We start from the raw sequence: 14710 nt of genomic DNA, 5'->3' as shown, positions 1-14710 counted from the left end.
ACTTCATGTACAACCATCATTTTAAAGGCGAAGCTATAATCACGTTGTGTGCGTTTAACTCGTTGTTCTTGTGCATGTTCCATAAAATAAGTCTCTTAAGGTGTAAACTTATTTCAGGACGGGACAAATTAAGCATTAAAAAAAGCCCTGCATATGCAGGGCTTTTTCATGGGATTAAGAAAATCTTGAGCTGATCAAAATCACGCCCACCACAGACTGATTAATACACCTGTTACGACAAATCCCAAGATGGTACTCATCAACAAAGGCGTTAAGGTATTTCATTTAAGCCATAAACTTGCCCAAGCATGGCAAAAATCGTCGGCATCGGCAATGCGGCAATAATCGTCCCTGCATATAACATCTCTTGGCTGACATCGGTCAAATAACGTAAGCCTAAATAAGTCAGTAAAGGCATCACCAAGTTGCTTGAAATCACCAAATAGAAGCTCTGAGCATTCACATACTTTAAGCTCATACCGACAATCCCACCACCAATTGCAAACAGCGCCAATGGTGAAGCCGTTTGACCTAACATCGCCAGTACATCATTGATTTGATGAGGCAAACGGATTTGGAAAATTGCAAAACCAATCCCTAGCATTACCCCTGCAAAGAGTGGATTTTTTAACAGGGTCAATAAGGTATTTTTGATGATGTCGCCAATATTGGCTTTTTGCTGTGAACTTCCTAATTGCGCAAGGACCAGCACCGTTGGAAGCAGCAGCACACTTTCAATGATGACGATTAATGAGGTATAGGTCATCGCATTTTGACCGACCAATAAGCTTAGGACTGCAGTGCCAATTAAGCCTGTATTTGACATGCCAGCGCCTAATGACAGTACCGCTGTTTGCGACATATTATTTTTAAAATGTGTCGACAATAGCCAATAGGCCATGCCATACAATAAAAATGTGACTCCGGTATAAACAAAGAAATAGCCAGGATACCAAATTTGATGCAAATCTTTAGAAGCTAATGACTGAAAAAACAAAGCCGGCAGTGCAATTTTAATCACAAATGCACCAATGGTTCCAACTTGTTCTTTACTCAATAAACTGCATTTTACAGACAGATATCCCAAGGCCAAAAGAAAAAAGATTGGACCAATCACCTCAAAGACCATACGAAATATCCTGTGTAATAGACTCAGCCATCCACACCCTCAACCTGAGAGTGTAGATCGGACCGCTATAAATTTTGAAAATTAGAAAGCCGTAAATTGACTTCTTTGTGCATGTGGCTGACAGCGTAAGTACTGCGGAGAAATTTTTAAATTTTCACCGAGTTCTGCAGCAGCATGCCATGGCCAACGCGGGTCATATTGAATTGCACGAGCAAGACCAATCGCATCTGCCATGCCATATTGTAAGATGCCTTCGGCTTGCATTGCTTCGGTAATTAAACCAACAGCAATTACGGGAACCTGAACGGCTTGCTTAATGGCTTCAGCAAAAGGCACTTGATAACTGGCTTGTAATTGAATTTTTTGCGCAACATCTAAGCCGCCACTAGAAACATGAATATAGGCTGTGCCTAGTTGTGCAAGCGCTTTTGACAAACCAACAGCCGAGTCTAGATCCCAACTCGGTGCTTCAGTATATTCCATCCAATCAGTTGCGGAAATACGTACCCCTATTGGATAATCTTCAGGCACGGCATTTTTCATGGCTTGGAACACTTCAAGGGTTAGACGAATGCGATTTTCCAAACTGCCACCATATTCATCGCTACGATGATTCGACAATGGTGACATAAATTGATGCAGTAAATAACCATGTGCAGCATGTAGCTCAATTAAGTCAAAGCCTGCATCTACCGCGCGTTTTGCTGAATCGGCAAAGTCTTGAATGATCTGCTGGATTTCATCTCGACTTAAAGCATGGGGTGCATGATCTGTGACATTAAAGGGCAACTCACTTGCTGAAACAGTTTGCCATCCTTGAGGATGATCTGGGGGTAATTGTCCACGTCCTGCCCAAGGTTTATCTGTCGATGCCTTACGACCCGCATGTGCCAGTTGGATAGCAAATGGCATAGGGGAAAGTGATTTCACCTTGGCCAATAGTGCCTTCATCTGTGCGCGTTGCATATCATTCCAAAGACCGAGGTCTGCATAGCTAATGCGTCCCTCTGCCTGTACAGCCGTTGCCTCGACGATACAAAGTCCGGCACCTGACAAGGCATAATTCGCCCATTGTTGTTCATGCCAATAGCTTAACTCCCCTTGCTCATTGGCAGAATATTGACACATGGGTGCAATCACGATTCGATTAGTCAGCCCCAATGTTCCAAACTGAATTGGTTGAAATAACAACGCCACATTACTCTCCTTTTAGAAGGCTTTGGTCACACTTAATCCTGCACTCCAATTCAAACCATCCGCGGGTTCAAAGAAGCGTCCATTTCCATCATTGACGATCACTGAACCGACATAGTTTTCATCAAACAAATTATCTACACGTACATAGGTTTTAACTTTCCAATCTGCTTGTTTCCACACATAACCAGCGTTGGCAGAAACCACGGTATAGCTCGACGCAGCATCACTGTTGGCATCATCGACATAGACTTTATCCATATAGCGAACATCTAGGCCGGCATTAAAGCCAATATCTGGCAGCCAATTCAGTGTGGCAAACGCTTGGTTTTTGGCAATACCCGGAATATAGGTGCCTTTGACGACATCACTGTCAGGAATTGCGGCATCAAAAGTGGCATCGATATAACTGTAACTTGCTTGCGCGCTTAAATCTCGCCATAGCTGTTTATTCCACGAAAGCTCCACACCTTCACGTAAGGTTTTATCGGCATTTTTATAGGTTGCACGACCATTGATACTTCCTGCAGAGACGATGTCATCTTGAGTTTTGCTTTGGAACACCGCTGCAGTGAAATTCCCCAATGCATTTTGTGATTTAAGCCCAAGCTCGTAGTTATCGCTACTGGCCGGTTTTAAATCAAAATTCATACCGTCATCTTTAGAATAGGCCATTTCTGTAAAGGTCGGTGTTTCAAAACCTTTGGCATAACTGGCATAGGCATTCAGTTGAGGCGCAATATTCCAACTTAATGCTGCTGAAGGTAAAACTTTGTCATAGTCGGTTTTACCGCTGTCATCCTTATTTAAACCCACGACATATTTATCGTCAGATTCATAATGAACATTGCTATATCGTAGCCCTGTATCTAAAGTCCAATTGGGTAAAAAATTCCACGAAGCTTGGACATAGGGATCTAAATTCCACAAGGTGTTATTTTCATTTCGACGAATATTGCCATTCTTGCCAAAATTTCCATTGGCATCAAAATTTTCATAGCCCTTACGGTCTTCATCCATATAATCAAAGGCAAGGCCTGCAGTAAAACGCGTATTCGGCAAAAGGTCTTTGCCTGTCCAGCGAATATCTGTTCCATAATAATCACGGCTAAAATCAATCACACCACCTGCATGGCGCGCATTATTTTGTGGATTTTTGGGGATGGACTGATACTGCACCACATCACGTTGCCCCATATACACCATTGCATTGAGTTCATGCTGCTCATTCAATGGTTTTTTCCACGTCAACCCAGTTTGAGTTTGGCTAATTTCCTTACGTACATCATAGGTATTATTGGCATCATTAACTTGTTTCGGATTTTGACGCAATTGCTCCCGATTCAGACCTTGTGGATCATCGGCATTGATATCCACATGATTCACAATCCAATTGACCTTGGAACCATCATCCAAATCCCACGTCAGTTTTGCATTGCTGAGTACCTTATTTGCAGCACTATGATCACGGTAGCCATCGGTTTCAAAATAAGAAGAACTCACAACATAGCTAGGTTCATTGGCCTGTTCTGAGCCACCTTGCAGCACAATATCAGCACGGCTTTTATTATGACTGCCGCCTGAATAGCCGAGTTCGATGGAGCCTTTTCCAATACCTTGCTTGGTCGTTGTTAAGATCGCCCCACCCGAAGAGTTACCGTATAAAGAGGAAAATGGCCCGCCCAATACCTCGATATGATTTAAGCTACTCATATCGATATTTGACGTCTGTCCCTGACCATCCGGCATGGTCGCAGGGATTCCATCAACATATAAACGGATACCACGCACACCAAATGTTGAACGTGCGCCAAAGCCTCGCATAGACAGTTGCAAGTCTTGTGCATAGTTTTCACGGTTATTGAGTTGTAATCCGGGCACACCTTTTAAGGTTTCGGACAGATTCACATCCGTATTGTTACTATTTTCAGCCTGCTGTACACGGTATACCGATGCAGGTGTTTTTAACCACGTGGTATTGGTTCGTGGTGCTTCAATGGTAATCTCAGGAAGTAAAACAGGTTCCGTAGAACCTGTTTCTGCATACAGCTGTTGACTAATACATGCCGTCAGGCAAAGTAAATGTGTCTTAAATGATGTGACGTTAAATTTACTTTGCATAGAGCACCTATTTTGACATTAGAAGATTACCTTAGAGCTTAAACCAATTAGGAAAGCATCATCAACTCGATTTGTTGAGCCTGGGTTAATCACATATTGTAAACTAGGGCGAATCATCAACCATTTCGTCGGGTTATGGCTATAGTTCAACTCGACATTATATTCTGCACTTGCATCAAATTTCTCAGCAGAAAGTCGATCATTGACATGTACACGGTTCACGCCCAAGCCAACCATATCGTTAGGTAAACGATCGGCCAATCCAATGTATTTCAAACCCAACTGCTGTGAGTTATCAACTTTTGTGGTGACACGATCATGCCAAGTAAAATTGGCAAAGCTATGCAAACCACGTTTGCCTTCACCTGTAGACGTTAACTGTTGCTCAATCGCTACCCAACCACCAAAGGTACGATCTTCAGCTTCACCCGAAATAATGTCTTTTTGATTTTTTACATTATCTGCAGTGTTGTACATCGCACCAAAGCGGTAGCTGCCCGGTAAGCCATTCACCAATGCTTTCGGTGTCCAAATGATTTCTACAGGAATAGTTACACCATCGGCATCATCGGTATCCAAATTCCAACCATGGCGTTCCAAAGCATTTTCAGGGTTGTATTCATACACACCCGCTTGTACAGCAAGTTCTGGGCTAAGCTCTTGCTTCACACGTGCGCCCCACTGTGAAACTGGGGTATTCATCCAAATATTGCCTTGCCATTTACCCATTTGCGCAGCGCAAAACGCAGTACTGGCAAAGTCACAGCCCATCACGTTAAAGTCCATGCCCAAACCTAAACGGCCTGCTTTAATGCTTAAGCCTTGCTGTTTAAATTGCTTTTCAATAGACAGTTCAGATAAGCGAGTTTTCTGATTACCACGACCAAAATTGGCTTGTGCATTTGCCAATTGAGGAACATCCCCTTGCAAATCACGAACTGAGGTACTTTGACCTTGACGAGCAGTCATTACAGCACGCACAGTCACGCCATCCCAACCTGCAAGTTTTTCCATATCAAGCTGTGTTCCTAACCACAATTGGCTGGCTACCGTTGCTGAATGTCCCGGATTACGACCGCCATCGGCAAGATAGGCAGCATCAGCAGCAATATTGGCCTCAAACTTCACACCTTGTTGTGCAAGTTCGGTACGTTTACCATCCCAATCCCCGAGCATGTACTGACCTTTAGTGTCGAATGCTTCTGCGGCGTGAACATGTGTCATGGCTGCTGCAATAAATGCAGGTAGAAGAGCTAGACTGTATTTTTTCATGGTAAAACCTAAATCTGGAGAGAGTCTCTAGACAAGCCACAAGGCTTGAAATCTAATGTCACAAAAATTACATAATTTTTCACGTTCTATCTCAGCATTATTTTTATCATTCACCAAACTTTAATTTATCAATAAGTGATTTTAAATAAATCTATTGTTATGCAATATTTTTAGTGATTATTTTTCAATATCTTATATATCTATTATTTCAATTGTTTAACTTCTGATCGGTTATTCAAACTCATTATTGTGACTTGTTGGTTTATTATTCTCACAATTAATAATCAATAACCTATTCATACACTCCCTTAGGCCGCGATGAAACTTGCATTCTGTAGGGCTAGACCCAATAGTATGCATAACTTGACTGATCCATTGCTTCGACCTTTATGCCTGAATTACCAGAAGTAGAAACCACTAAAACCAGTTTATTGCCATTATTGAATGAAAAGGTTCTCAAAGTTGAGGTTTTTCAGTCGAGCCTGCGTTGGCCTATTCCTGACGACATTCAAAAACTCGTCGGACAAAAGCTGCTTCAGCTCAGCCGTCGATCAAAATATATTTTGGCTGAATTTGAACAGGACAGCATGTTGTGGCATTTGGGCATGTCTGGCAGTTTTCGGATTTGTGAAGGTCATGAAGCATTACGAAAGCATGATCATCTGGTGATTCATTTTGAAGATATGCAATTACGCTATCATGATCCGCGCCGTTTTGGCTGTATTTTATGGTTAGATGCATCATCTCAAAGCAAACTGATTGACACGCTTGGCCCTGAACCGCTGAGTGATGCGTTTAATGCTGAATACTTATTCCAAAAATTTAAAAATAAGCAGACCGGTATCAAAGTATCGATCATGGACAATCATATCGTAGTCGGTGTGGGCAATATTTATGCAACGGAAAGCTTATTTAACTTAGGCATACACCCTGCGCAGCCTGCATCAAGTTTGAGTTTTGAACAAGTTGAAAAAATGGTCATCGAAATCAAACGTATTTTAAAACAGGCAATTGATTTAGGCGGTTCGACTTTACGTGATTACACCAATGCGATGGGCGAAAATGGTTATTTCCAACAAACTCTGCTCGCCTACGGACGTGCCGGTGAAATGTGCATCAACTGTGAAACCATCTTGCAAAATATCAAACTAGGGCAACGTGCATCGGTGTTTTGCCCAGAGTGTCAGCCTTTAAAAAAGGTTAAAATGCTGACTAAGAAAACCGTGAAAGGAAATAACGCATGAAGTCTGCGATTGTTCGCCACATATTAGTCAAAGATAAAGAACTATGTGAGCAACTGAAAAAGAAAATCAAAGGCGGTGCGGACTTTGCCAAAATTGCAAAGCAGCATTCGACATGCCCTTCGGCTAAAAAAGGCGGTGAGCTTGGCGACATTAAAAAAGGCCAGTTGGTTGGCCCAATTGATAAAGCAGTATTTACCCTACCCGAACGTGAACTGCATGGCCCGATCAAAAGCCAATTTGGCTGGCATTTATTAGAAATTAAGTTTCGGATGTAACATAGCACCCACATTGAACATGCTATAACGAGTATATCGCGAATATGTGCTTTTCATCTTAAAGCACATAATCCCAGTATTTTTTTCAATCGTTCAGAACATTGGCTGGCGGTTTTCAATCATATAATATAAATCATAGCAACCAGATAACATTGCACTAAATCAATTCTACTTAATAATAAATAAAGGACATTCCATTGGGCTATTACAACTATTTTCGTCTTGGCACTGTCGATACAACAGATTTTACAATCATTCGAGGTGAACGAAAGCATGCACTTATCCAAGCATTATATGATGATCAAGATATGAACCCTCATGGTGAAGTCCAGTTGGCACTAGATTTAGATGGGAATCGTAACGATGAATCAAAATGGTATGATGCGATACAGCAAATTAGCAAATTATCCAAAAATCACCCTTTAGTCTTATTTATATTAGGTCAACAAGCCTGCGCACCCGAATCACCTGAAGAAGCAAATGAAGTATTTACAGGCATTCGAAATGGCATTGTTTTTTCGACATCAGAACCTAAGTTTATGAAAATGACGCCTCAACAAAATTCACAATAAAAAACGGCGCTTTAAGCGCCGTTTTCACTGCTAAAGGATTAACCTTTACGTTTTAATTCATCACGAATTTCGCGAAGTAATTCGATATCTTCTGGAGTCGCCTCTGGAGCTGGCTCTTCAACTTTTTGACGGCGCAATTTGTTCATCAATTTCACTAACCAGAATACGACCCATGCCAAAAGCAAGAAGTTGATTAAGATAGTTAAGAAGTTACCGTAAGCCAAAACATTAAGGCCTGCATCCTGTGCTGCTTTTAGCGTGGTTAAATTGTTTGGGTTATCGCCCAATACTAAGAACCAATTTGAATAATCAACGTCACCACCAAGGATCCAAGAAATAAAAGGCATGATAATGTCTTTTACCATGGAATCGATGATTTTACCGAAAGCACCACCAATGATGACACCGACAGCCAAGTCCATCACGTTGCCTTTCACGGCAAATTCTTTAAATTCTTGAATAATACTCATGTGATCTCCAGAAATTTTTTTCAGCTTTAATTTTGTGACGAAGTATACATTATATCTGTATAACTATTTCCACCTAATTTACTTGGTTTTTATTAGATTCTAAATGCCATGTATAAAAATTCACACAAAACATTTTTCACTATAGTAATTCACTCTATTAAAAAGGATTTATCAAAATTTTGTATGTCGGATCAAATGAATAAAGTCATTCAATTTTTGCATTTTTATTCAAAACACCCATGCATAAAAAAAACCGCTAACCTAAGTCAGCGGTTTTTTTGAAACTGTAAAATTAACCGTTACGGTTACGTTTACGTTCGTTTTCAGTCAACCAGCGTTTACGGATACGAATTGACTTAGGAGTTACTTCAACTAATTCGTCATCTTCAATGAATTCAAGCGCTTGTTCAAGCGTAAATTCAATGTGCGGAACAAGAGTCAACGCATCATCAGTACCAGAAGCACGTACGTTAGTTAGCTGTTTCGCTTTAGTTGGGTTAACAGTCATGTCGTCTGAACGTGAGTTAATACCAACGATCATACCTTCATAAACTTCTAACTGAGGTTTAGCGAATAGACGGCCACGGTCTTGTAAGCTGAATAGTGCATAGCCCAAGCAAGTACCTTGAACCATAGAAATCAACACACCGTTTTGACGTTTCGCAACAGTACCTTGTTTCATTGGACCGTAGTGCGAGAAGCTTGAAGTCATGATACCTGTACCTGAAGTCATAGTTAAGAATTCAGAACGGAAACCAATCAAACCACGTGAAGGAACTGTTGCTTCAATACGGATACGGCCTTTACCGTCAACTTCCATATTGGTCATTTCACCTTTACGGTGACCCATTTGTTCCATTACAGCGCCTTGGTGCTGCTCTTCAACGTCAAACGTTACGTTTTCGTATGGCTCTTGTTTTTCACCATCAATTTCTTTGATGATTACTTGTGGACGTGATACGCCCATTTCGAAGCCTTCACGACGCATGTTTTCAATAAGAACTGAAAGGTGAAGCTCACCACGACCAGATACTTTGAAACGGTCAGGACTGTCAGTATCTTCAACACGTAATGCTACGTTGTGAATCAATTCGCGATCTAGACGTTCACGGATATTACGTGAAGTTACGAATTTACCTTCTTTACCAGCAAACGGTGAGTTGTTTACTTGGAAAGTCATCGATACTGTAGGTTCGTCTACAGAAAGTGCAGGTAAAGCTTCAACTGCTTTTGGATCACAGATTGTGTCAGAGATATGAAGTTCATCAATACCCGTTACACAAACAATGTCACCAGCAGAAGCTGATTCAACATCGATACGCTCTAAACCATGGTAACCCATGATTTTTAAGATACGACCGTTACGTGTTTTACCGTCTTTGTCGATTACAGTTACAGGAGTGTTTAATTTCACTGAACCACGTTGAATACGACCAACACCGATAACACCTACGAAGCTGTTATAGTCAAGTGAAGACACTTGCATTTGGAATGGACCGTCAACGTCAACCGCTGGTGGTTCAACGATGTCTACAATTGTTTCGAACAATGGAGTCATGTCTTCAGCAAGTTCTTCTGGAGATGGACCAGCCACACCACGAAGACCTGAAGCATATACAACTGGGAAGTCTAACTGTTCGTCAGAACCACCAAGGTTGTCGAACAAATCAAATACTTGGTCAATTACCCAGTCTGGACGAGCGTTTGGCTTGTCGACTTTGTTAATAATTACGATTGGTTTCAAACCACGTGCGAACGCTTTTTGCGTTACGAAACGAGTTTGTGGCATTGGGCCTTCTTGAGAGTCAACCAGAAGAAGTACGCAGTCAACCATTGACATTACACGTTCTACTTCACCACCGAAGTCGGCGTGTCCCGGGGTATCCACGATATTGATACGGTATTCAGTGTTAGTACGCTTGTCTAACCATTTGATTGCAGTGTTTTTTGCAAGAATGGTAATACCACGTTCACTTTCAATAGCGCCAGAATCCATTACACGTTCGATCTCGCCTGCGCGATCGCCAAGAGCACCTGATTGCTGTAAAAGTTTGTCTACAAGAGTAGTTTTACCATGGTCGACGTGCGCGATGATGGCAATGTTACGGAGAGTTTTAATATCTGACATGTGAATTCGATACGCCTAAAGTTTGAGGGCAAATTATACAGAAAAAATATAGATTTTAGTAGTGACAGTTTATTGACAATCGCATTTTTTTTGACGACTGGTATGCTTTTGGTTTTGTAAAGCTGTGTAAACAGATTAGAATAGCGCCACCTAGCCTTAATTTTCAGTGCCGCATGTCTGATTTAAACCAATCTCCCGAAGCAAAAGATCAACTCGATTTAGTCTATGGATTGAATGATCGACCAAAACCTTTTATTGCTTTTCTCGCTGCGTTCCAACATTTATTGGCCATTATTGTCCCAATTGTGACGCCGGGTCTGCTGATCTGTTTAGCACTTGGTGTGTCAAAAGAAGATACCAATATGATTCTGTCGATGTCATTGGTGATCTCTGGTATCGCAACCTTTTTACAATGTAAAAAAGTCGGTCCATTTGGTGCAGGTCTCCTGATTGTACAAGGAACCAGCTTTAACTTTATTGGTCCTATTATCGGTATTGGTTCTGCGATGGTTGCGGCAGGTACACCTGTAGAAGCAGTGATGGCATCTATCTTTGGTGTGGTGATCGCGGGTTCATTCATTGAAATGGGTGTGTCACGGATCTTACCGTGGGTGAAAAAACTGATTACCCCATTGGTAACAGGTATTGTGGTGCTATTGATTGGTCTGACTTTAATTAAAGAAGGCCTGATCAGCATGGGTGGTGGTTATCAAGCTATGGGCGATAAAACATTTGCCAATGCAGACAACCTCATCATGTCATGTACCGTTTTGGCACTGATCATTTTATTGAACCGTGTGCGTATTACATGGGTAAAAAGTTCTGCCATCCTAATTGCCTTAGTCGTGGGTTACATCCTTGCAGGCTTTATGGGTCATTTAAACTTTGATGGCTTAAAAGATGCGCCACTGGTTCAAATTCCAACACCGATGCACTTTGGCTTAAGCTTCTCGTGGAGCTTGTTTATTCCAATGGCATTTATCTACCTTGTGACATCTTTGGAAGCGATTGGCGATATTACCGCGACTTCTAAGCTTTCAAATCAAGCTGTAGATGGCCCTGAATGGATGAAGCGTATTAAAGGTGGTGTATTGGTGAATGGTGCAAACTCATTCCTTGCCGGTATCTTTAACACGTTCCCAAGTTCTGTATTTGCGCAAAACAACGGTGTTATTCAGTTAACAGGTGTTGCAAGCCGCTATGTAGGCATTTGGATTGCTGCCTTATTGGTTATTTTAGGCTTACTTCCTGCTGTTGCAGGTGTCATTCAGGCGGTTCCACAAGCCGTACTCGGTGGTGCTGTGATGGTAATGTTTGGTGCTGTAGCAGCCTCGGGTATCAATATCTTGTCAGGCATTCATTTAGACCGCCGCGCACTATTAATCATTGCGATTTCATTGGCATTGGGTCTAGGTGTTGCACAAGTACCACAAATCCTTGAACATCTTCCTGAATTGTTCCGTAATATCTTCAGTTCAGGCGTTGCCACTGGTGGTATCGCTGCCCTTATTTTGAATATTGTTCTTCCTGAAGTGAAGAAGTAAGTTCATTTGTCAAAGAACACTGCCTAGGTTCCACCCTAGGCAGTGTTTTTTATGATGGAGAAATCTATGGATCTCACAAGTGAAGTCGTTATACGACAGATCGATTTATTACAAGATCGCGTGCTTTTCGTAAATGCACCGACAGATGACTTACTCAGTCAATTGAATGACAATATTAAGCCATCGATTTGGTGCTGGAATTTTAATGATTTTCAGTACTTTCAAAATCAACAGTCAAACGTCCATTTTGGTGTCGATTTTCCTGAAGGTCAGTTTGATCAAGCGGTTATTTTTGTTCCAAAATCAAAAGAACTGCTAAATTATTTATTACACAATGTGGCAAGTCACCTTGCTCAAGGTGCGTCTATTTTCCTCGTGGGTGAGAAAAAAGGCGGTGTTGAACGCGCAGCAAAACAATTACAACCCTTTGGTAAAACCCTAAAAATTGATAGCGCGCGTCACTGCCAAATGTGGCAAACCCTATTGGAAAAAACTGTCACACTGAAGCCACTGCAAGATTGGGTGCAAAAATATCCAGTTGAAACCCCAAATGGTGAGCTTACGATTTGCGCACTGCCTGGCGTATTTAGCCAGAACCGTTTAGATGTGGGTACGGCTACCTTATTGCCTTATTTATCACAAGTCACTTCGGGCAAAATTGCAGATTTTGGCTGTGGTGCGGGTGTTATCAGTGCTTATTTAGCCAAACTAAATCCTAAAAATCGTATCTTTGCCATGGATGTAGATGCCTTTGCACTGGCGTCTACACAAATGACATTTGAACAAAATTTGCTTGAACCTGAACAACTTGAGATTAAAGCGGTCACAGGAATCGAGGATGCACCACTATTTTTACATGCCATAGTCAGCAATCCACCCTTCCATCAAGGGATTCAAACCGACTACAATGCCAGTGAAAATCTATGCAAAACTTCGCGCAGACATTTGAAGTCTGGGGGTGAGCTTTGGATTGTTGCCAACCGATTCCTCAATTATCCGACTTTAATTGAGCAACATTACGGTCAATGTACAATCAAAGCCGACCAACAAGGATTTAAAGTCTTGTTTGCGAGCACGCAAAAAAATCTTAAGGAACAATGATGAGCGAAACTCAAAAACCAGCTCAGCTTCAGCGTAAGTTGGGTGCTCGCCATCTCAACATGATTGCAATTGGTGGTTCAATTGGTACAGGTTTATTTCTAGCCTCTGGAGCAACCATTGCCAATGCAGGCCCGGGTGGCGCCCTGCTTGCATACTGCTTAATTGGTATCATGATTTACTTCTTGATGACCAGCTTAGGTGAGCTTGCAACACACAATCCAACTTCGGGTGCATTCTTTACCTACGGCACAAAGTATGTCGAGGGTGGTTTCGGCTTCGCTTTGGGTTGGAACTATTGGTATAACTGGGCAATTACCGTGGCATTTGAATTGGTTGCTGTCCAATTCATTATGAAATTCTGGTTTCCAGATATTCCGGGCTTCTACTGGAGTGCGATTTTCCTCGCAATCGTCTTTGCCATTAATGCACTGACCGTAAAAGGCTTCGGTGAATCCGAATTCTTCTTCTCGCTTGTTAAAGTGCTCGCAATTGTTGCCTTTATCATTATCGGCCTGTTTATGATTGGCAAAATCATGCTGACACCGGGCGTAGAAACATTTGCCAACTGGACCAAGGGTGAAGCCCCATTTGTCGGCGGTTTATCTGCCTTGATTGGTGTGGCCATGATTGCCGGTTTCTCTTTCCAAGGGACTGAAATGGTTGGTGTGGCTGCAGGTGAATCGAAAGATCCTGAAAAAACCATTCCTATTGCCATCAAGCAAATTTTCTGGCGTATCTTGTTGTTTTATATCGTGTGTATTTTCATTATCGGCACTCTTATTGCCTATGATGACCCACGTTTATTACAAGCAGCATCTACTGAAAATATTGCACTATCACCATTTACCTTACTGTATGAAAAAGCAGGTTTTGCCTTTGCTGCATCAGTAATGAATGCGGTGATCTTAACTGCGATTTTATCAGCAGGTAACTCTGGTATGTACTCCTCTACTCGTATGCTGTTTGATATGGCACGTAAAGGCAGTGCGCCGAAAGTCTTTGGTCGCTTAGATGCACGTGGCGTACCGATGAATGCGCTTTATGCAACAACGGCGATTGCGGCACTGTGCTTCTTAACCACATTTATCGGTGAACAAGCGGTCTTTAACTGGTTACTGAACATGTCAGGTATGTGTGGCTTTATTGTGTGGCTCGGTATTGCAGTTTCACATTATCGCTTCCGTAAAGGCTACTTGGCTCAAGGCAATAAATTGGAAGATCTTGCTTACCGTGCAAAATTCTTCCCATTTGCACCGTGGTTTGCCTTTATTTTATGTACCATCGTGGTCCTTGGTCAGAACTATCAAGCCGTTTTAGATGGTGAGTGGTTAGCCGTTGTTTCTACCTATATTGGTATTTTCTTATTCCTTGCCATTTGGTTTGGCTATAAGTGGAAACACAAAACCAAGTTGGTTTCATATCAAGAAATGGATGTAAAACCAATGAAAGTTGATCAAGAATAATGTGATCACTGAATAAAAAAAAAGCAGCTCCTAAGCTGCTTTTTTTATGGCTAAAATCGTATCTCAATACATTCACGCTTTAACAAAATGCTTAGTGTCTATTTAAAGTACGTTGTCTCACCTATAACCGCCAATTTATCTACTCATTCGATCATTTTTAAGCGCTCAAATAAAAACGCCCAATGCAATGCATCAGG

11 protein-coding genes and 1 pseudogene are annotated in these 14710 nt (G+C 41.7%); 6 read left to right on the top strand and 6 right to left on the bottom strand.

Features of this window, described 5'->3' with window-relative positions; all coding sequences use genetic code 11:
- Positions 1-200: 200 nt before the first annotated feature.
- From FTU37_RS11215 to FTU37_RS11200, 4 genes and pseudogenes are all read right to left on the bottom strand, one after another.
- Positions 201-1129: pseudogene (locus FTU37_RS11215) on the bottom strand (AEC family transporter).
- An 81-nt stretch (positions 1130-1210) separates the two neighbouring features.
- Positions 1211-2326, bottom strand: coding sequence for an NADH:flavin oxidoreductase/NADH oxidase (locus FTU37_RS11210; protein WP_168378535.1), 1116 nt, complete (start codon positions 2324-2326; stop codon positions 1211-1213).
- A gap of 12 nt (positions 2327-2338) precedes the next feature.
- Positions 2339-4444, bottom strand: coding sequence for a TonB-dependent receptor (locus FTU37_RS11205; RefSeq protein ID WP_180124365.1), 2106 nt, complete (start codon positions 4442-4444; stop codon positions 2339-2341).
- Positions 4445-4462: 18 nt separating this feature from the next.
- Positions 4463-5716, bottom strand: coding sequence for a carbohydrate porin (locus FTU37_RS11200; RefSeq protein ID WP_180124364.1), 1254 nt, complete (start codon positions 5714-5716; stop codon positions 4463-4465).
- 389 nt (positions 5717-6105) lie between these two features.
- On the opposite strand from FTU37_RS11200, the gene mutM reads away from it, so the two are divergent.
- The 3 genes from mutM (at position 6106) to FTU37_RS11185 (ending at position 7807) form a co-directional block, all read left to right on the top strand.
- Positions 6106-6960, top strand: a complete 855-nt coding sequence (mutM, locus tag FTU37_RS11195; RefSeq protein ID WP_180124363.1) for a bifunctional DNA-formamidopyrimidine glycosylase/DNA-(apurinic or apyrimidinic site) lyase — start codon at positions 6106-6108, stop codon at positions 6958-6960.
- Positions 6957-7235, top strand: a complete 279-nt coding sequence (locus tag FTU37_RS11190; protein WP_180124362.1) for a peptidylprolyl isomerase — start codon at positions 6957-6959, stop codon at positions 7233-7235. The genes mutM and FTU37_RS11190 overlap by 4 nt, the downstream gene beginning before the upstream one ends.
- Positions 7236-7432: 197 nt before the next feature.
- A complete protein-coding gene (locus tag FTU37_RS11185; protein WP_005007840.1) occupies positions 7433-7807 on the top strand; it encodes a hypothetical protein in 375 nt (124 codons plus the stop codon).
- A 38-nt stretch (positions 7808-7845) separates the two neighbouring features.
- Here FTU37_RS11185 and mscL read toward each other — a convergent pair whose 3' ends face one another.
- Both mscL and typA read right to left on the bottom strand, forming a co-directional pair.
- On the bottom strand, positions 7846-8277 hold the full coding sequence (gene mscL / locus FTU37_RS11180) for a large conductance mechanosensitive channel protein MscL (RefSeq protein ID WP_180026898.1): 432 nt from the start codon (positions 8275-8277) through the stop codon (positions 7846-7848).
- Between the two features lie 292 nt (positions 8278-8569).
- Positions 8570-10405 carry a translational GTPase TypA gene (gene typA, locus FTU37_RS11175; protein WP_111884800.1) on the bottom strand — a complete coding sequence of 612 codons (1836 nt, stop codon included), beginning with the start codon at positions 10403-10405 and terminating at the stop codon, positions 8570-8572.
- Between the two features lie 173 nt (positions 10406-10578).
- On the opposite strand from typA, the gene FTU37_RS11170 reads away from it, so the two are divergent.
- The 3 genes from FTU37_RS11170 (at position 10579) to FTU37_RS11160 (ending at position 14513) form a co-directional block, all read left to right on the top strand.
- Positions 10579-11949, top strand: a complete 1371-nt coding sequence (locus tag FTU37_RS11170; protein WP_078191151.1) for a uracil-xanthine permease family protein — start codon at positions 10579-10581, stop codon at positions 11947-11949.
- Positions 11950-12015: 66 nt separating this feature from the next.
- Positions 12016-13050 carry a methyltransferase gene (locus FTU37_RS11165; protein WP_078192341.1) on the top strand — a complete coding sequence of 345 codons (1035 nt, stop codon included), beginning with the start codon at positions 12016-12018 and terminating at the stop codon, positions 13048-13050.
- Entirely contained in the window at positions 13050-14513 is a 1464-nt protein-coding gene (locus tag FTU37_RS11160; protein ID WP_180124361.1) for an amino acid permease, read from the top strand. Before FTU37_RS11165 ends, FTU37_RS11160 begins: the two co-directional genes overlap by 1 nt.
- The last annotated feature ends 197 nt before the right edge of the window (positions 14514-14710 follow it).

Origin of the sequence: Acinetobacter sp. YH12097 (assembly GCF_013419225.1) — a bacterium.
Lineage (GTDB): Bacteria > Pseudomonadota > Gammaproteobacteria > Pseudomonadales > Moraxellaceae > Acinetobacter > Acinetobacter amyesii.
The sequence above is the reverse complement of the archived record's forward strand: the minus strand, read 5'-3'. Positions and strand labels throughout refer to the sequence as shown.

Excerpts from the sequence above, each read along its gene's own strand:
- FTU37_RS11205 (WP_180124365.1), bottom strand. The coding sequence starts at position 4,444 with ATGCAAAGTAAATTTAACGTCACATCATTTAAGACACATTTACTTTGC.
- FTU37_RS11200 (WP_180124364.1), bottom strand. The coding sequence starts at position 5,716 with ATGAAAAAATACAGTCTAGCTCTTCTACCTGCATTTATTGCAGCAGCC.
- mutM (WP_180124363.1), top strand. The coding sequence starts at position 6,106 with ATGCCTGAATTACCAGAAGTAGAAACCACTAAAACCAGTTTATTGCCA.
- FTU37_RS11190 (WP_180124362.1), top strand. The coding sequence starts at position 6,957 with ATGAAGTCTGCGATTGTTCGCCACATATTAGTCAAAGATAAAGAACTA.
- mscL (WP_180026898.1), bottom strand. The coding sequence starts at position 8,277 with ATGAGTATTATTCAAGAATTTAAAGAATTTGCCGTGAAAGGCAACGTG.
- typA (WP_111884800.1), bottom strand. The coding sequence starts at position 10,405 with ATGTCAGATATTAAAACTCTCCGTAACATTGCCATCATCGCGCACGTC.
- FTU37_RS11170 (WP_078191151.1), top strand. The coding sequence starts at position 10,579 with ATGTCTGATTTAAACCAATCTCCCGAAGCAAAAGATCAACTCGATTTA.
- FTU37_RS11165 (WP_078192341.1), top strand. The coding sequence starts at position 12,016 with ATGGATCTCACAAGTGAAGTCGTTATACGACAGATCGATTTATTACAA.
- FTU37_RS11160 (WP_180124361.1), top strand. The coding sequence starts at position 13,050 with ATGAGCGAAACTCAAAAACCAGCTCAGCTTCAGCGTAAGTTGGGTGCT.